Source organism: Pedobacter anseongensis (assembly GCF_037482965.1).
Classification (GTDB): domain Bacteria; phylum Bacteroidota; class Bacteroidia; order Sphingobacteriales; family Sphingobacteriaceae; genus Pedobacter; species Pedobacter anseongensis.
Genome location: NZ_JBBHKB010000001.1, coordinates 417,445 through 436,273, shown reverse-complemented (window position 1 = coordinate 436,273; position 18,829 = coordinate 417,445). Strand labels below are relative to the sequence as shown.

14 protein-coding genes are annotated in these 18,829 nt (G+C 41.1%); all 14 read left to right on the top strand.

The annotated features are described in order from the left end of the window. The first annotated feature begins 45 nt into the window (after nucleotides 1-45). Nucleotides 46-279, top strand: a complete 234-nt coding sequence (locus WG904_RS02085) for a hypothetical protein (RefSeq protein WP_339577619.1) — start codon at nucleotides 46-48, stop codon at nucleotides 277-279. Between the two features lie 8 nt (nucleotides 280-287). Continuing rightward, a complete protein-coding gene (locus WG904_RS02080) occupies nucleotides 288-2,306 on the top strand; it encodes a heavy metal translocating P-type ATPase (protein ID WP_339577618.1) in 2,019 nt (672 codons plus the stop codon). Between the two features lie 278 nt (nucleotides 2,307-2,584). Next, nucleotides 2,585-2,776 (top strand): hypothetical protein, encoded by a 192-nt coding sequence (locus WG904_RS02075; RefSeq protein WP_339577617.1) that lies wholly within the window; start codon nucleotides 2,585-2,587, stop codon nucleotides 2,774-2,776. 1,232 nt (nucleotides 2,777-4,008) lie between these two features. Next, entirely contained in the window at nucleotides 4,009-6,123 is a 2,115-nt protein-coding gene (gene feoB, locus WG904_RS02070) for a ferrous iron transport protein B (protein WP_339577616.1), read from the top strand. 158 nt (nucleotides 6,124-6,281) lie between these two features. After that, on the top strand, nucleotides 6,282-7,982 hold the full coding sequence (locus WG904_RS02065; RefSeq protein ID WP_339577615.1) for an NAD+ synthase: 1,701 nt from the start codon (nucleotides 6,282-6,284) through the stop codon (nucleotides 7,980-7,982). 978 nt (nucleotides 7,983-8,960) lie between these two features. Next, nucleotides 8,961-11,195, top strand: a complete 2,235-nt coding sequence (locus WG904_RS02060; protein ID WP_339577614.1) for a heavy metal translocating P-type ATPase — start codon at nucleotides 8,961-8,963, stop codon at nucleotides 11,193-11,195. A gap of 12 nt (nucleotides 11,196-11,207) precedes the next feature. Then, nucleotides 11,208-11,420, top strand: a complete 213-nt coding sequence (locus WG904_RS02055) for a heavy-metal-associated domain-containing protein (RefSeq protein WP_339577613.1) — start codon at nucleotides 11,208-11,210, stop codon at nucleotides 11,418-11,420. A 113-nt stretch (nucleotides 11,421-11,533) separates the two neighbouring features. After that, nucleotides 11,534-12,097: a helix-turn-helix domain-containing protein gene (locus tag WG904_RS02050; RefSeq protein WP_339577612.1), complete on the top strand. Its 564-nt coding sequence runs from the start codon at nucleotides 11,534-11,536 to the stop codon at nucleotides 12,095-12,097. Between the two features lie 158 nt (nucleotides 12,098-12,255). Continuing rightward, nucleotides 12,256-12,654 carry an HYC_CC_PP family protein gene (locus tag WG904_RS02045; protein WP_339577611.1) on the top strand — a complete coding sequence of 133 codons (399 nt, stop codon included), beginning with the start codon at nucleotides 12,256-12,258 and terminating at the stop codon, nucleotides 12,652-12,654. A 100-nt stretch (nucleotides 12,655-12,754) separates the two neighbouring features. After that, nucleotides 12,755-13,123, top strand: coding sequence for a heavy-metal-associated domain-containing protein (locus tag WG904_RS02040; protein ID WP_339577610.1), 369 nt, complete (start codon nucleotides 12,755-12,757; stop codon nucleotides 13,121-13,123). Nucleotides 13,124-13,168: 45 nt separating this feature from the next. Continuing rightward, the gene (locus WG904_RS02035) at nucleotides 13,169-14,467 is read left to right on the top strand and encodes an efflux RND transporter permease subunit (protein WP_339577609.1); all 1,299 of its coding nucleotides are present in this window, start codon (nucleotides 13,169-13,171) and stop codon (nucleotides 14,465-14,467) included. Next, complete coding sequence (locus WG904_RS02030) at nucleotides 14,464-16,401, top strand: efflux RND transporter permease subunit (RefSeq protein ID WP_339577608.1); 1,938 nt, start codon at nucleotides 14,464-14,466, stop codon at nucleotides 16,399-16,401. Before WG904_RS02035 ends, WG904_RS02030 begins: the two co-directional genes overlap by 4 nt. After that, nucleotides 16,388-17,638 carry a TolC family protein gene (locus WG904_RS02025; protein WP_339577607.1) on the top strand — a complete coding sequence of 417 codons (1,251 nt, stop codon included), beginning with the start codon at nucleotides 16,388-16,390 and terminating at the stop codon, nucleotides 17,636-17,638. The genes WG904_RS02030 and WG904_RS02025 overlap by 14 nt, the downstream gene beginning before the upstream one ends. After that, on the top strand, nucleotides 17,616-18,827 hold the full coding sequence (locus tag WG904_RS02020) for an efflux RND transporter periplasmic adaptor subunit (protein WP_339577606.1): 1,212 nt from the start codon (nucleotides 17,616-17,618) through the stop codon (nucleotides 18,825-18,827). Before WG904_RS02025 ends, WG904_RS02020 begins: the two co-directional genes overlap by 23 nt. The last annotated feature ends 2 nt before the right edge of the window (nucleotides 18,828-18,829 follow it).

Below are 18,829 nucleotides of genomic sequence, written 5' to 3'. Positions count from 1 at the left end.
CGGCCCTGGGCAGCGTGTGTCTGCGGCAGGAAGATCAACGGCGCTATGCTGTTTTTGGTAGTCCAGTTTGCGGAGGGATGTTGGGAGGTTGGCATGTCTTTTGCAAAGCTGGCCAAAACCAGATTATGTTTGGATATTGTGGAAGGAGATATAAATTGGTTAAATTGCGGACAGACCTTAGCAAAGGGGCCCATTGGCAGATACCAGATCAAAGACATCAGTGTTTGGTCGGCATTAGAGATTAAAACCGAGGAGTATATCAGTGTTGGAATTATATAGATACGATTATGAAAGAATGTTGCGATAACAACGAGAATGGCAGGACGAAAGCAAAGCATCCAATAAAAGATGCCAAATCCAAGCCCCAAAAGGAAACAATTTTGCATATTGATGCCGAAGAAGAGCACAAAGATGGTTATGGCCATGAACATGATGTCGTAGGATCGGAGCAGTCCGGGTGGCGAGCGCATCTGGGTCTCCTATTAGGTCTTTTCATACTCGTTTGCGTATTGGTCCTTGATTATGGCTTTGGTATCAAACTTTCAAACTGGGTTTCTTTGGCAGTTAATGGGATTGCCTATCTCCTGGCTGGATGGAATGTACTTATACTAGCCTTTCGTAAGGCGATACGCGGCGACATATTCAATGAGTTTGTGCTGATGAGCATCGCTACTTTGGGGGCTTTCTACATTGGGGAATATGCCGAAGGTGTTGCCGTTATGGTATTCTATTCAATCGGCGAATGGTTCCAGGATTCAGCGGTGGATAGGGCAAAGGCCAGCATAAAGGCACTGCTCGATATACGGCCAGATGAGGTAACCGTTTTAAAGGCTGGCGATGCAAAAGTGATCGGTTCGGCGGATGTAAAACTTGGCGACATCCTACAGGTCAAAGCTGGAGAAAAAGTTGGTCTGGATGGAGAACTGGTTTCCGACAAGGGTTCATTCAATACAGCAGCTTTAACTGGTGAAAGTCGTCCCGATAGCAAGTATAAGGGCGAAAAGGTGCTTGCAGGAATGATCAATCTGAACACCGTTTCAGAGATCAGGGTAACGGCGCTATTCAAAGACAGTAAGCTGAGCAAGATACTTGAAATGGTCCAGGATGCGTCCTCGCGCAAATCACAGACCCAATTATTTATCTCCAGATTTGCAAAAATTTACACGCCTATTGTTTTTTTCTTGGCGCTGGCATTGGCTTTGGTTCCCTATTTTTTTGTAGCTGATTATGTTTTCAACCAATGGCTCTATCGTGCCCTGGTTTTCCTGGTTATAAGCTGCCCTTGTGCGCTGATGGTCTCAATTCCATTGGGATATTTTGGCGGGATAGGTCTTGCTTCAAAAAATGGGATCCTGTTCAAGGGCGGTAATTTTTTGGACGTGATGACAAAGATCGATACCATTGTTATGGACAAAACAGGTACGCTTACCAAAGGTGTATTTAAGGTGCAAAAAGTAGTGCCTGTTGGATTGACTGAAAAGCAACTGGTCAAGCTAGCAGCGGTACTTGAAAAAAACTCGACACATCCTGTTGGACAGGCCATTGTTGAATATGCAGACAAAGCAGCCGATGGAGAAAAAGCAACTGCCGTGGAAGAAATCTCAGGGCACGGCCTACGGGGCAAGATAGATGGAAAGGCGATAATGGCAGGAAATCTCAAACTTCTTAAAAAATACAAGGTAGATTATCCAAAAGATGTTGAGGAAATCGTGGATACCATCGTGGTCATCGCAGTTGATGGGAAATATGCAGGCTATATTACCATTGCAGATGAAATCAAGGACGATTCTGCTGAAGCTATCAAACAGATGCATGATCTCAATATTAGAACGGTTATGCTTTCGGGAGACAAACAGGCGGTAGTGGATAACGTAGCCAAAAAACTGGGCATAGATAATGCTTATGGCGACCTTTTGCCCGAGGGGAAAGTTGAAAACGTAGAAAAACTAATCAAGGAAGGACATCATATCGCTTTTGTTGGCGATGGGGTTAATGATGCGCCAGTCATTGCCCTGGCGGAAGCTGGGATTGCAATGGGCGGACTTGGTAGTGACGCAGCTATCGAAACAGCGGATATCGTTATCCAGAATGACCAGATTTTGAAGATTGTTGCTGCACTTAAGATTGGAAAGCTTACCCGTAACATTGTTTGGCAGAACATTGCCCTGGCCATGGCAGTAAAGGTTGCCGTTTTATCTTTGGGTGCATTTGGAGTGGCCAATCTTTGGGAAGCGGTGATCGCTGATGTGGGTGTTGCATTCCTTGCCATCTTGAATGCGATCAGGATCCAGAGGAAACATGTTTGATCTGTCCAAGCTCTGCCAATAGCTTCGGTTGCTGGTACTGCACTTGGTCAATCAGAACATTCAAGCGGGACAGGTAGCTCTTCCCAGAAATGGAGGGAGGGCGCATATAGCGAATTGTGCCTAGGCCGGTTCGGACTAAAACGACAACTGGTAAGCTACCTTAGGAATACCCTGCTAAATCCAAACGTCTGGTATGATCCGGACGGTTTCACATTTGTTGGCTAAAGTTGAAACTTTTTGGTCGCACTGATGTTGTAATGATACCAAAAATATAGATTATGATACCAGGAAATCAAGAACAGCCAGAAAAAGACCAGCATCCAGAGCATCGCGAGCACTTGGAGCACCATGTACATCCAGAACACCATGAGGGACCGGGCCATGAAAACGAACCGGAACACCATCAAGAACCGGAACACCATCAGGAAGAGGAACATCACGAGAATTCGGAGCCTACCAAGGAATCCTGATATAGGCAATGCCCTGTAATTCGGGGCATTGTTTTGAATTAATTTTAATCAGAATTTTTGTCGGCCACTATTCCTTTCCAAAAGCTGGATGTTGAGAAGCGCTATAGGGCTGATTATTTCCAAATAAGCGTATTACATTGCAGGGACAACTGTTCCGCTAGGACAATCGTAAAGGGCATCTTTGTTTAAGATTTGAAATACTTCTAATACGGCTATATGCCTTGACCAGAGCTGACTGCTGCAATGGTGGTCCACCTTTGGTTCGGGATATCCGGTCCGCATCGACCTAAATTTCTTGCATACCATTCGTAAGATCTCCATGTAAATTTTCATTACGTGGTGTAAAAAAGGACTTATTGCCTCCCTGAGCACGTACCTGCTGTCAGGCTCGCTCAAAAGCTGGTATCCGAGCAATCAATTTGGAAGTTCATGGGCGAAATCTGCAGGTTAAATGAAATTGGAACACTGTTTCAAGGTATCTTATACTATATTTGTAGCTTAAATGAGAATTTCGACTTTCATAATGGCTATTGTTGTTTTTGTGCTCAGCTGCATTCCTTGTGCGGAAGCGGAAGTACATGCTGGCAGAAATGAAAGAAAGGCATATCCCATCAAAAACACTGGTGTTCAAAATTTGCCTATAAGTTCGGATATTTGTTCGCCATTCTGTACCTGCTCTGGGTGCCTGGGTTTTTCGATTGCACAAAGTTTATCACATTCCTTCAGCATAATGTTCACTTGCAGGCAGAGAATTCATAGTTCTTATTTTCCCAAAGTTATTTTTGCCATGTCCGTATCAATCTGGCAACCTCCTCAGAAATAACTGGTACCTGGAATGTGTACAGGGATCGATTGAAATTGCCTGCACAGCTCATTATTCAACACGCCAGGGAGTAATGTCCGTCTGCGAAACGCGATTGGTCAACATTGGTTTTACCTCACCGTACCTTATCACCAAGACCGGACATAGGAAGTTCAACAATCGCCCGGCTATGCGATGGTGAGAGCTCCAGTTGGTTGATCAGTCCTGCCATAGGTGGCGCGAATATTGCCACCTTGATCGAGAATGTTGTTTTCTCAATATCAGCGGGCAGGTGATAATTATCGCTCTTGGGAACGGGCCAGATTATATGTCCCTTATAAAATTCAATCGATGGAGCGCTGGGTTCATCTAGGCTTGGTGGACTGCCAAGAACCTAACCAATATATTATTACAATAAACATCAGAACAAGTGAAAATTGATTATAAAGTTGCCCTGATAGGCAATCCAAATACCGGTAAATCCTCCCTGTTTAATGCCCTGACCGGCATGAACCAGAAAGTGGGAAATTTTGCGGGCGTTACCGTCGAAAAAAAATCAGGTACCGTAAGGTTGCCCGATGGCCGTTCCGTGCAGGTTATTGACCTTCCCGGAACCTATAGCCTTTACCCTAAGAGCAAGGACGAGGCGATAGTCCTGGAAATATTGGCCGATAAGCAGAGCAACGGCCATCCCGATCTGTTGGTTTTTATTGCCGATGCCTCAAATCTAAAACGGAACCTGTTATTATATACCCAGATCGCAGACCTGAAGATACCCTTGATCATTGCGCTCAACATGATGGACATGGCCGATCGTGCAGGTATCAAGATCGATGTGGATTCGTTTGCCAAAAAGCTCGGTGTGAGGGTTGTGCCCATATCGGCCAGAAATGGTACAGGATTGGTCGAGCTAAAGCAGGCAATTGCAGAAGCATCACATATACCTTTGCAAGCCGATACGATCGATCTGGAAGAGTTATATCCGGGCCTGATTTCAAGGGTCAAACGTGATTTTAAGGTAGACAACTCTTATCTGGCCCTGCAACTGGTTTACCAATATCCCTATATCACCTACCTGACGGCTGAAGAAAAATCAGCACTTGGACAATTAGAAAACGAATATGGCATAAATCCCCCGAAGGCACAGGCGAAGGAAACGATCGCCAGATATGAATTCATCAATGATGTTTTATATGATACGGTTCAACGGAACAGCAGCCCTTCGGGCGAAAACTATAGCAATCGGATCGATAAAGTGCTTACCCATAAAATAGCTGGCTTTTTGATTTTTATATTGATCTTATTTCTGATTTTTCAGGCTATTTTTACATGGGCCAAGATCCCAATGGAGCTGATCTCAAATTTTTTTATTTATCTGACGGATCTTTTAGATCATCATTTACCCCCTGGGCCATTAACGAAGCTGGTTACGAACGGCGTATTGCCAGGGTTGAGCGGTGTTCTGGTGTTCATCCCCCAGATTGCCATCCTTTTCGTTTTCATTTCGATCTTGGAAGATACTGGTTACATGGCCAGGGTAACTTTTATGATGGACAAGATCATGCGCAAGGCGGGACTGAACGGTAAATCTGTTATTCCGATCATCGGTGGCCTTGCCTGTGCTATTCCATCGATCATGAGTACCCGTAGCATTGAGAATTGGAAGGATCGTATCATTACCATACTGGTAACACCATTGATCACCTGCTCGGCGAGGCTACCGGTGTATACTTTATTGATTTCATTGATCGTGCCCCAGCGTATGATCTGGGGCTTTATCAGTTTACAGGGCATTGCACTGATGATGATGTACCTACTGGGCTTCTTTTCGGCATTTATAGTTGCCTGGGTGATGAAAAAAATCATCAGATCTGGCCAGCGGAGCTATTTTATCATGGAACTGCCCGTCTACCAGTGGCCAAGATGGAAAAATGTCGGACTCACGATGCTACAGAAAGTAAAGGCCTTTGCCTTCCAGGCGGGAAAGGTGATCGTTGCAGTTTCCATTATACTCTGGGTGCTGGCCAATTATGCTCCGCCCGGCCGGTTTGCAGCAATAGAAAACTATTATCAAAATCAGCGGAACGCAAAAAAAATTCCAGTGGATGACATTGATCGCCTTGTCGCTTCCGCTAAATTGGAAGCTTCCTACGCAGGTATACTCGGTAAGGCCATTGAACCGGCCATCAGGCCCTTGGGCTATGACTGGAAAATCGGTATTGCGCTGATTACCTCTTTCGCAGCTAGGGAGGTTTTTGTCGGTACGATGGCAACGATTTACAGTGCTGACGGTGATTCCGATCATCAGCAGGCGATCTTGCAAAAAATTAAAGAAGCCAAAAACCCGAATACCGGTCTACCTGTTTTTACTACAGCAGTTGGTTTTTCATTGTTGATATTTTACGCATTTGCCATGCAGTGCATGAGTACAATGGTAGTTGTCTACAAGGAAACCAATGCTTTAAAATGGCCGATAATTCAATTTTTATACATGACGGGATTGGCATATCTGCTGAGTTTTGGCGTTTACCACCTTCTCAAATGATTTACGACGGTGTTCCGAGATCGGTAGTATCGAGCCCTTTACCGGATCTTATAAAAGGACCTATAGTTGTTGGAACTAGTGTAAAAATGGGTATAGAAATTTTAAGTGGGGCAAAAAAGAAATGATAGGATTTTATTATTCAGTAAAGGATTTAAGATATGAAAGTAGCAGTAGCACAACAAAATTACCATATTGGAAATTTTGAATCGAACAGGAAAAAAATCATAGCTGCAATTGAACAGGCAAAGGAGCAAAATGTTGATCTTGTTGTATTTTCTGAACTTTCGGTTTGCGGTTATCCACCAAGGGATTTTTTAGAGTTTTCTGATTTTATTGATAAATGTTATCAGAGCGTAGAACTGATATCACAACATACGTTTGGAATCGGTGTAATTATTGGTGCGCCACAGCGAAATCCCAAGATAGAGGGGAAAGATCTATACAATTCCGCTCTGTTACTTTTTGATGGTAAGATCATAGGAACTGCTCATAAATCATTGTTGCCTACCTATGATATTTTTGACGAGTACAGATACTTTGAGCCGGCCGATACATGGAGCGTAATAGATTTTAAAGGCGAACGAATTGCCCTTACCATTTGTGAGGATATCTGGAATCTTACTGAAAATCCCTTATATCCAACCTCTCCTATGGATTTATTGGTTCAGCAACATCCAACTATGTTGATTAATGTTACAGCTTCTCCTTTTGATTATGACCATGATGATGACAGAAAAGAGATTATACTGGAAAATATTAAGCGTTATCATCTTCCGGTAATCTATTGCAATACTGTTGGCGCCCAAACTGAACTGGTATTTGATGGTGGAAGCCTGATATTAAAAAATAACGGTAGTCTGCATAAAGAATTAAAATATTTTGAAGAGGATTTCTATCTTTTCGATTCAAAGGATCTATTGTCCGATGATCAAACCCTAGCTGACTATCAGTTTGTAGACACACGAGTTTCAAAGGCGAAGAGCCGGGAGAAATTAGTTGAATACCTAACAAGCGAGAATAATATAGCTCAGATTTATCACGCTCTGATATTGGGCATTCAGGACTATTTTGGAAAAATGGGCTTTAAAAAAGCTATTTTGGGTGCCAGCGGTGGAATAGACAGTGCTATAGTGCAGGCATTGGCAGTTAAGGCGCTAGGCAAAGAAAATGTGCACGTATTATTGATGCCTTCAGAATTTTCAACTTCCCATTCCCTTACAGATGCTGAGCAATTGTCAAAAAAATTGGGAAACAGCTTCGATCTTATCCCCATAAAAAACATATACCAAACCTACCTAGCATCATTAAATCCGGTATTCATAGGCTTGCCCTTTGGTATTGCCGAAGAAAATATCCAAAGTAGGATCAGAGGAAACTTATTAATGGGTTTAGCTAATAAATTTGGATATATTTTGCTCAACACCTCCAATAAAAGTGAATTAGCTGTTGGTTATGGCACCTTGTATGGAGATATGGTAGGAGGGCTGTCGGTCCTTGGCGATTTATATAAGGTACAGATTTACGCACTAGCAAGGTTCATAAATAGGAATGAAGAGATTATTCCAGTAAATATTCTAAATAAAGCACCATCCGCCGAACTAAGGCCTGACCAAAAAGATATTGACAGCCTTCCGGATTATTCGGTTTTGGACCAGGTGCTGTATCAATACATAGAGATGAGAAAAGGACCCAGGGAAATTATAGAACAGGGGTTTGATCCAGAACTCATTACAAGAATATTAAAATTGGTTAATACCGCTGAATACAAACGCAATCAGTTCTGTCCTATTATAAGGGTGAGCAGAAAGGCATTTGGAGTAGGCAGGCGAGTTCCCATAGTTGGGCACTATTTATACTGATCTGTTGCAATTGTCAACCAATTATCAAATTGATATTAGTGGATAAAGAACAGAAAATATCTTTTCCCAATCCTTAAGTATGAAGTTAAAGAGGAAATTAAGAAAAACCGGGAGTTTTAACTCCCAGCTTTCCGTTCCTATTTACAGGTCTTTTTACATTCGCCTGATGCCTTACAGGCCTTGCTACAGGTATCCATGCAATTTGGCTTGCCACAGGTTTTCGAACATTTCGTGCAACTCTTCATCTTGCTGTTACAGCACGGAGTGTTGGCATAAGAAATTGAGAATATAGATAATGACATCACCATTGTGGCGAAAAGAAACTTTTTCATGATTTTTGATTTAAATGAATAATAATACTTACGGTACTAGATAGATGTACGGAATTATTATTAAACTTTTGGAGGGTGCCAGCCAATCTGTGTGTATCCAGTAACAACACCAATTGTTGCAAGTGGTACAGACTTACCGTTGCTCAAGGTAAAAATATCTTGAAACAGTAGCTGTTCAGAAATGATGAAACCACATTGGCTGCAAGAAACCATTCTGCTGCACGCCTTACTATCACATCCATTGTTCTGATTGGTTTGTTTTCCGTGCTTGCAAGATCCCAGCTTACAGCAATCCGAGACCGAACTTGAACGCATATTTGCGCCATTCCCCTGAAGAGATGAAAGCATCAAAATGCAGGCAACCAGAAGTAAGGCGATCGGCTTCACAAAACAAATAACGTAATTGTAGTCCAATAAGATGTCATTTCAGTTAAAATACTTTGGCTGGAAGTGAATTATGACAAAAACATGTGATAATGATGTACTGAAGGTTCTATGGAGCATGCGGTCAATTTAAACCTGTAACTGGATATTTTTCCTGTTGTTTGAATCCACCATTTGTTGTGGAATTATACAACTTTTTCACAAAATCCTGTAAAATTGGAAGCCCTAAGTCGCCTTAACTTTGTTTATCAATAATAAGGTAATGAAAACTCAAGACGATATACAAACCCTTTTGCTCCCAGTTCTTGGAATGACCTGTGCCGCCTGCGCAAACAGCGTAGAAAGCATGATCGGCTCCCAGCAGGGAGTTGAGAAAGCAGAGGTCAATTATGCCACCCAAACCGTTAAGGTCTCCTATCACCCAGATCAGGTGCAGCCGCCGGCATTCCAAAAAGCAGTGCAGTCAATAGGTTACGATCTGATTATGGATTCCGAAAATGGAAAAGAAAAACAGGAAGAGGTACAGCAAAAAAACTATAGTTCTCTGAAGAGGCGAATGATTGCCTCTGGAATACTAGCACTTCCAGTGGTTTTGATCGGTATGTTCTTTATGGATATACCGTATGCAAATTACTATATGCTGGCACTGACGACTCCTATACTTTTTATTTTTGGGAAAAGCTTCTTCGTTAACGCCTTTAAACAGGCAAGTCATGGTAGAGCAAACATGGATACCCTTGTTGCCTTAAGTACTGGCATTGCATACCTTTTCAGTCTCTTCAATACACTATATCCAGAATTTTGGCACCAAAGGGGGCTTCATCCACACGTTTATTATGAAGCAGCCGCCGTGGTTATTGTATTTATCATGCTGGGGAAACTGCTTGAGGAACGTGCTAAATCCAACACTTCGTCCACCATCAAAAAACTGGTCGGGTTACAGCCAAAAACGGTACTAGTTATTACAGAAAATGGAGAGAAGGAAATCCCGCTCTCTGATATTGCAATCGACGATAAAATACTGGTGCGTTCAGGGGAAAAGATTCCTGTTGATGGTGAAATATATGAGGGCACGTCCTATGTAGATGAAAGCATGATCTCTGGAGAACCTGTTGCTGTTTCTAAGAATATGGGAGATCAGGTCTTTGCAGGAACCATAAATCAAAAGGGAAGTTTTCGGTTTGTAGCCCGAAAGGTGGGTGGTGAAACCATGCTTGCACAGATCATAAAAATGGTGCAGGATGCCCAAGGCTCAAAAGCTCCAGTGCAAAAGCTCGTAGATAAAATTGCTGGGATATTTGTTCCAATAGTGATTGGCATCGCACTTCTTACACTTTCAATATGGATATTTGTGGGTGGTGAAAATGCCCTCACCCAAGGAATGCTGGCTATGGTCACCGTTTTGGTAATTGCCTGTCCATGTGCCCTTGGCCTTGCAACTCCTACAGCGATTATGGTTGGCGTTGGCAAGGGAGCTGAAAATGGAATATTGATCAAGGATGCCGAAGCGCTGGAACTTGGACATAAGGTCAACGCAGTTGTTCTGGATAAGACCGGAACCCTTACAAAAGGCAAGCCTGAAGTAACAGAACTTAATTGGCGAAACGAAACAGATATCGACAAGCAAAAACTTATCGGTATCCTATTTGCACTTGAACAACAATCTGAACATCCGCTTGCGGAAGCTATAGTTCGCCATCTGCAAACAGGGGATGTTAAACCGATAAGAGTTAAGGACTTTGAAAGCCTTACTGGAAAAGGCGTACAAGCCACTTTTGAAAGGCAAAAATACTGGGCAGGCAGCCATAAAATTTTAAAAGACGCTGGTATCGAAATTGAAGAAAATTTACAGAAATCCGTGACCAGGCTTCAAGAACAAGCGAAGACGGTAATCTATTTCACTGATGAAAATAACGTACTAGCTACTATTGCCATTGCCGATCAGATCAAAGAGGGTTCTGCCCGTGCTGTGTCTGAACTTTTAAAGCGGAATATTGCGGTCTACATGCTTACTGGAGATAACGAGGAAACTGCCGCTGCCGTTGCGAAACAAGTTGGAATTAAAGATTTTAGGGCTGAAGTATTGCCATCTGATAAGGCCGATTTCGTTAAGGAACTTCAATCACAGGGGAAAATAGTTGCCATGATCGGTGACGGCATCAACGATAGCCACGCCCTGGCACAGGCAGATGTCTCGATCGCAATGGGCAAAGGATCAGATATTGCAATCGATGTTGCCAAGATTACCTTGGTTTCATCGGACCTTTTACAGGTACCAAAGGCACTTAGGTTATCTAAACTTACTGTTCGGACTGTTCGCCAAAATCTATTTTGGGCATTTATCTACAACCTTATCGGTATCCCGATTGCTGCAGGGATTTTGTATCCGCTTAACGGCTTCCTTTTAAATCCTATGATTGCAGGTGCTGCAATGGCATTAAGCTCGGTATCGGTGGTAAGCAACAGCCTTCGGTTAAAATTTTCTAAACTTATATAAACAATCACAATCATGGAAACATTAAAATTCAAAACAAATATCAAATGTGGTGGCTGTATAGCTGCTGTTACTCCCCACCTGAACAATCTTTCAGCTATTAAAAAATGGGAAGTTGACACGCAGAACCCCGACAAGATATTAACGGTGGAGGGAAAGCAGGGAATCGATACCGATCAGATCATCGACACGCTTGAAGAGGCTGGTTACAAGGCAGAAAAAATTTAATCCAGTTTTCATTTTGGCAAGAACATCAATTGGCTATCAATTTGATGGTCTTGCCGTTGATAATTATGCCGTTGAAACAAAGCGTATATTAGCATTTAATCTAACCTATTAGTATGTTGTTATCAATAAAAAACATGGTGTGTGACCGTTGTATTTCGGTAGTAACACAACAGCTTCAGCACCACGATCTTCAGGTTGAGAATATTTCACTTGGACAGGCCATTGTGTCTCCCGAACCTTCGGAGGAAATGTTGAGTAAAATTTCCGCTTCCCTTAAAATTTTGGGATTTGAACTTATCAATAGGGACAAGGATAAGCTGGTTGAACGGATCAAAAACACCATTGTTGAACTAATACACCACTCTACGCAAACTGAATTTCACGTCTTATTCAGTGAGGTGCTCAGCGACCGATTGCACAGGGATTATGTTTACTTAAGTAGGTTGTTTTCGGAAATTGAAGATATCACGATCGAAAAATTCATTATCCAGCAGAAAATTGAAAAAGTTAAGGAACTCCTTCAATATGGGGAGCTGAACTTAAATGAGATTGCCTGGCAAATGGGTTATAGCAGTAGCGCACACCTGTCCAACCAGTTCAAGTCTGTAGCTGGTATATCCCCAAGGGAGTTCAGATCACTAGAAGTAAATAACCGAAAGCCACTTGATAGTATATAACAGATATGATTTTCAGTGAAGGGCATCCGACAACTCTTCTTCAGTCGCAACGACTAACTCATAGCATGATAAAATACAGAGCTATGTACAAATGATGTAATAAATTAGTGGAATTGTATAACAAAAAATTACTAAAGTAACTTATATTTGTCTCGCTAATGAAAAGAATACTGCTGACTATTGTTGCTTTTTTCTATCTGGGAACTTCCAGTGGGGCAACTGTGCATTTTCATTATTGCATGGGAAAGCTAGTTAAATGGGGCTTGACTGCACCAGATGAGGCTAGTTGTGAGTTTTGCGGAATGACTAAAAATGCAACCAAGAAAAATTCATGTTGCAAAGACGATTACAAGCAGGCCAAAGTAGACCAATCTAAAAAGGCAACTCAGCTTGTTTATGAGTTCAAACAGTTTCCAGCAGTTTTCCAGCACACCTTTAAAAGTGACGCATATCAGATTGCTTTATCAGCTCTAAAAACAAATACTGTATTCAGTAATGCGCCACCAGAAAGGCTGAGTGTTCCCGTCTTTATCAGAAATTGCACCTATAGAATATAAGCCTTTTTCCTTACCCATTTCCTGCACATTCGTGTACCGGGCCTAGTTTTGCTATGCCCAAAATCTTTATATCCAAATTTTTATTTCAAATCAATTCATTATGAAATCATTAAGATTCTCTTTGGTGGCCATGTTGGCTTTCCTTGGCAGTGCAGCTTTTGCACAGTCTAAAACAGACAGTGTTAAAGTATCTGGCAATTGTGGTATGTGTAAAAAACGCATAGAAGAAGCTGTAAAAGTTGAGGGAGTAACTACTGCAGAGTGGAGTGCAAAAACTAAAATGCTAACCTTAAGTTACGATTCTGGTAAAATCAAGTTAGATGATGTACAACGCAAAATTGCTGATGTTGGACATGATACACCAAAGTTTAAAGCTACTGAGGCGGTTTATGATAAACTTCCGGGCTGCTGTAAATATGATAGAGCAAGTCAGCCTGCAAAACAACCAGAATCAAATCACAAACATTAACATTTGGTGCCTGAGCAATTGGGCACCGATTTGAATAAATTAAAGATGGTACATAAAATTATAGAATGGTCTATGCGTAATCGGTTTATTGTGCTGGTACTTTCTGCGGGATTGTTTATATGGGGAGTATTCTCTATACAAAAAAATCCAATAGATGCTATTCCCGACCTTTCAGAAAATCAGGTAATTGTATTTACCGAATGGATGGGCAGATCGCCACAATTGATAGAAGATCAGGTTACCTATCCCTTGGTTACCAATTTGCAAGGTATTCCAAAAATCAAATATGTAAGAGGTTCTTCTATGTTCGGAATGAGTTTCATTTACGTAATCTTTGAGGATGATGTAGACGTTTACTGGGCCAGAGAGCGTGTGATGGAGCGAATCAGTACAATAACTAAAACCTTACCAGAAGGTGTTGCTCCGCAGCTAGGGCCTGATGGAACAGGTGTGGGGCATGTGTTGTGGTACACCTTAGATGCGCCAGATATGGATTTAGGTGAACAACGGGCCATACAAGATTGGTACGTGAAATTTGCACTGCAAAATGTTCAAGGTGTAAGCGAAATTGCTTCATTCGGTGGTTTTCAGAAACAATATCAAATTTCAATAGACCCTAATAAATTGCTGTACTACAAGCTCAGTGTACCACAGGTAATTGCAGCTGTAAGAAGCAATAATAATGAATCTGGGGGTCGAAAGTTCGAAATGAGCGATATGGGCTATATTATTAAAACTTCGGGCTACCTCAAATCACTCGAAGAAATATCAAATATTCCTATAAAGAACCAAAATGGCACACCTATAAAGGTCTCAGATTTGGCCACTGTGCAAATGACTGGAGAAACCAGACTGGGCATATTTGATCAAAATGGCGAGGGAGAACGGGCTGGCGGGATTGTGGTGATGCGTTATGGCGAAAATGCGGCAGAGGTAATAGATAAAGTAAAAGCAAAGATGAAAGAAGTATCAAAAGGATTGCCTAAGGGCGTCAAATTTGATATTGTATATGATCGGGGCGAACTCATTAAAGAATCTATCGATTCGATTAAAAATACATTAATAGAAGAGATGATTGTGGTATCGCTCATCGTGTTTGTATTTCTATTCCATTGGCGCAGTGCACTAAGTATTATTATACAAATTCCAATTACCATTGCGGCAAGCTTTATCCTACTCAATGCTTTTAATATTTCATCCAACATTATGTCGCTTACCGGTATTGCACTGGCCATAGGTGTAATTGTAGACAATGGTATTATTATGAGCGAGAATGCCTATAAGCATTTGGCAGAACGCTACGAGCTATGGGAAAAGGACCAAAATAAAACAACAACATCATGATCAAGTGGTTTAAAAATATATTTAAAAAATCTCCTGATTGGATCAGTGAAGAAGATCGCCTTGCGGTGATTACCAAATCCAGTAAGCAGGTTTCAAGAGGGGTGTTCTTTGCAACAGTCATTATCATTACCTCTTTTTTGCCAGTATTTATGTTAACCGGACAGGAAGGTAAACTGTTTCATCCGTTAGCGTATACCAAAACATTTATCATGATTGTAGATGCTTTATTGGTAATTACGCTGGCACCTGTGCTGATTTCCTTTTTTATGAAGGGAAAATTTAAACCAGACCGTACAAATCCTGTAAACAGAATACTGGAAAAGGTTTATGAGCCAATTATCAGAACAGTTTTAAAATGGAGAAAAACAACAATTGCAATTAACATTATTGCCTTGTTGATTACCATTCCATTGCTTAAAAATCTGGGAACAGAGTTTATTCCCCCATTGGATGAGCAAAGCATTCTTTTTATGCCGATTACGTTGCCTGATGTATCTAATGCGGAAGCAAAGCGAATATTGCAGATACAAGACAAGATTATTAAATCGGTACCAGAGGTTGATAAGGTTTTAGGAAAGGCAGGTAGGGCTAATACGGCTACAGATAATTCGCCAATTAGCATGATTGAAACTATTATTACTTTAAAACCTAAAAGTGAATGGCGTAAAGGCATTACTAAAAAGGATATCGTAACAGAGCTAGACGCTAAACTGCAAATTCCGGGTGTGGTAAATGGTTGGACCCAGCCTATTATTAACAGGATAAACATGCTGGCAACGGGTATTCGTACTGATGTGGGGATTAAGGTTTTTGGACAAAATTTAGACACCATTGCTGCTGTATCAGAAAAGGTAAAAGCCGCATTAGAAGGCACGCCTGGGGTTAGCGATTTGTTCGTAGAGCCAATTACGGGCGGGAAATACATGTCTATCGATATTAAAAGAGAAGAACTGGCACGTTACGGATTAACTGTTGATGATGTAAACCAAGTGGTGGAAAGTGCGTTGGGTGGTGCAACTATTGGCAATACCATTGAAGGTAGACAACGTTTTTCTATTAGCGTACGTTTAGCACAGGAATTTAGAAACAGTGTAGAGCGAATTCAGCGTATTCCCATTCAGTCGGCAACCTTTGGCGAAGTTCCCTTATCAGCCGTTGCTGATGTGAAATTTGAAGATGGCCCACCGATGATCAATTCTGATAATGCCATTTTGCGTGGTGCCGTAATGTTTAACGTGCGTGATCGAGATTTAGGTAGCACAGTTAAGGAGGCAATGGAAAAGCTAAACAAAGAAAAAGGGGTACTTCCAGAAGGTTATTTCTTGGAATGGAGTGGGCAATATGAAAACCTTATCCGCGGTAAGCAAACCTTAATGTGGATTGCTCCGATCGTTTTGGTCATTATTTTCTTCTCCTTGTATTTCGCCTTTCATTCGATAAGAGAAGCTTTTTTAAGTCTGATTACCGTTCCATTTGCACTAATTGGGGGTGCCTATATTATCTATTTTTGGGATGTAAACCTATCGGTTGGCGTTGCCGTAGGTTTTATTGCTTTGTTTGGAATTGCCGTAGAAACGGGGATTGTAATGGTTATTTACCTGAACGATGCCATGCAGCAACTGATTAAATTAAAAGGAAACTCAAGTGAGACCATCACAAAAGAAGACTTGAGAGAATATGTAATTCATGGTGCTGCCAAAAGGCTAAGGCCGAAACTAATGACGGTGTGTGTGTCGCTGTTTGGCTTAGTGCCAGTATTATGGGCTACGGGAGTTGGAGTAGATGTAATGCAACCCATTGTGTTACCCATGATAGGTGGAGTATTGACCTCATCTACCCATATTTTACTGGTTACTCCACTCATCTTTTTAATGTCTAAAGAATACGAATTGAGGAAATACGGAAAATTGGAGGTTCACGATGTACAACATTAAAAAAATAACGTTGATACTGCTGCTATTGCCATTTCATGCATTCGCACAGCAAAGACCGGTACTCTCATTAGATACGGTTTTACAAAGAATAGATAAGAATAACCTTTTGTTGCAATCTTATGGCTTAAAAGCAGAAAGCTATAAACATACGGCTAAAGCGTCAACAGCTTGGATGGCTCCAATGGTTGGTGTAGGTACTTTTATGACTCCCTATCCCGGTCAAATGATTATGGATGAGGGCGATAAAGGTTCTTTAATGTTGCAGTTAGAGCAGGATATTCCCAATCCAGTGAAGCAAAATGCTAATAAGCGATATATCGAATCGAAAGGTAAAGTAGAAAATGAAACTCGGGGAGTTACCTTAAATGAATACAAAGCGCAAGCCAAGCGACTGTATTTTGGTTGGTTGGTTGCTCAACAAAAGATTAAGGTGCTGGCGCAGAATGAAAAGATTATGCAGACCATGAAAAAGATTGAAGAGATCAGGTATCCTTTTAACCAGTCAAAATTAGGTAGTATATATAAAACTACTGCCAAACTGGAAGAGAACCGAAACATGATCATCATGCAAGAAGGTGATATTGCTAAAAGCCGGGCTTGGTTAAATAGTTTAATGAACCAACAGGGAAATGCTGACTTTGCTATTGATACCACTTATCAACCAGTTTTTGTGCCTGCAAAAGCAATTGATACGGGTAGTCTGGCCTTAGCTAGAAACGATATTAAGAAAATGGATTATAGCATACAATCTATGCAATTGAATATCGAAGTGATGAAAAAACAAAGCAGACCTGATTTTAAGCTAAGATTTGATCATATGTCTCCTTTAACAAAAGCAATGCCTAAAGCTTTTAGCATTATGGGAATGGTAAGTATCCCAATTGCGCCATGGTCATCAAAAATGTATAAATCTGAAGTAAAAGGAATGCAATATGAAGTGCAGGCTATGGCAAAAGAGAAAGCGGCAATGCTTCAAGAAACGCAAGGGATGTTATACGGTATGCAATTCGAAATCCAGTCTATGCAAAAGCGGATTAAAGTAATGGAGGATAAAATTGTTCCAAGCTTACAAAAAACGCTGGATGTTAACTTTTTAAGCTACCGTGAGAACAAAATGGAATTACCAGAAGTAATCGATTCGTGGGAAGCATTAACCATGATGCAGACGAATGTGCTAGATGAAAAACTGAAACTTTACTTAATGATTGTAGATTATGAGAAAGAAATATATCGTTAACCCCTTTAGCTTTGCTTTGTTGATGATGGCTGGCATGATGGTGATCAGTTCTTGTAATAAGAATAAAGCTGTTAAAAACGACGTCCATGATGATCTTGGTGCAGTAAAAATAGATAGTAATCTTTCTCACCTGCTTAAGCCTACAAATGCACAGGTTGTATCAACACTGCCAGTAATTAAAGCTGAGTATGGTACCAAAATATTTACGGAAGAAGCACAAGGCATAATTAATTACGATACACGCAATGAGAATAGTGTAGCAAGCACGGTAAGTGGACGAATAGAGCGTTTATTGATTAAATACAATTACCAACCCGTTCGCAAAGGGCAGTTGATTATGGAAGTTTATTCTCCAGATTTGGCTGCTGCACAGCAGGAATTGCTTTTTTTGCAACGTTCTGAAACAGATCAGTCTATGCTAGAACGAGCTAAACAACGGTTGATATTATTGGGGATGAATAATTCGACAGTTAATCAGTTGTTAAAAACAAGAAAAGTTAATTATCGTATTCCTGTTTATAGCAATGCAGATGGATATATTCTTGAAAAATCTGCTACGGCCCAGGTTGTGACCCCATCTGCTGCTGCCCCATCTTCTGGTGGAGATGGAATGAGTAACATGGCTGGTGGATCTACGACACCTGCTGCACCAGTGGCAAGTACTCCAGTAAATTCTCCGGTGATGTTACGAGAAGGACAGTATGTAAGTGCCGGACAATCGCTTTTTACTATTTATAATGCCAGTAGTATGCTTGCAGAATTTTCATTTAAACCAGCTTTAGCATCGTTTATTAAAAAAGGAGATAAGTTGATGTTCTATAAGACTGCTGATAAAAGCACTGCTCAGCAAGCAAGTATTGGAATGATACAGCCAGTTTTTAAAAATGGGGAGAATTTTACTATAGCCAGAGTTTATCTCAATAAATCAAACTTTAGAATTGGCGAGCTCCTTACGGCTAAAATCCCTGTATTGCTAACTGCTTCATGGTGGCTACCAGAATCTGCGGTGGTATCATTAGGAGGCCAAAAGGTAATCTTTAAAAAAGAAGGTAATGTAGTTGTTCCAAAAACGGTAAAAACAGGTGTTACCATAGCTGGGATGGTACAAATTACAGAAGATATTAGCAATTGGGAGATCAGTAAAAATGCAGCATACCTAGTTGATAGTGAAAGCTTCATTAAAAAATAGAA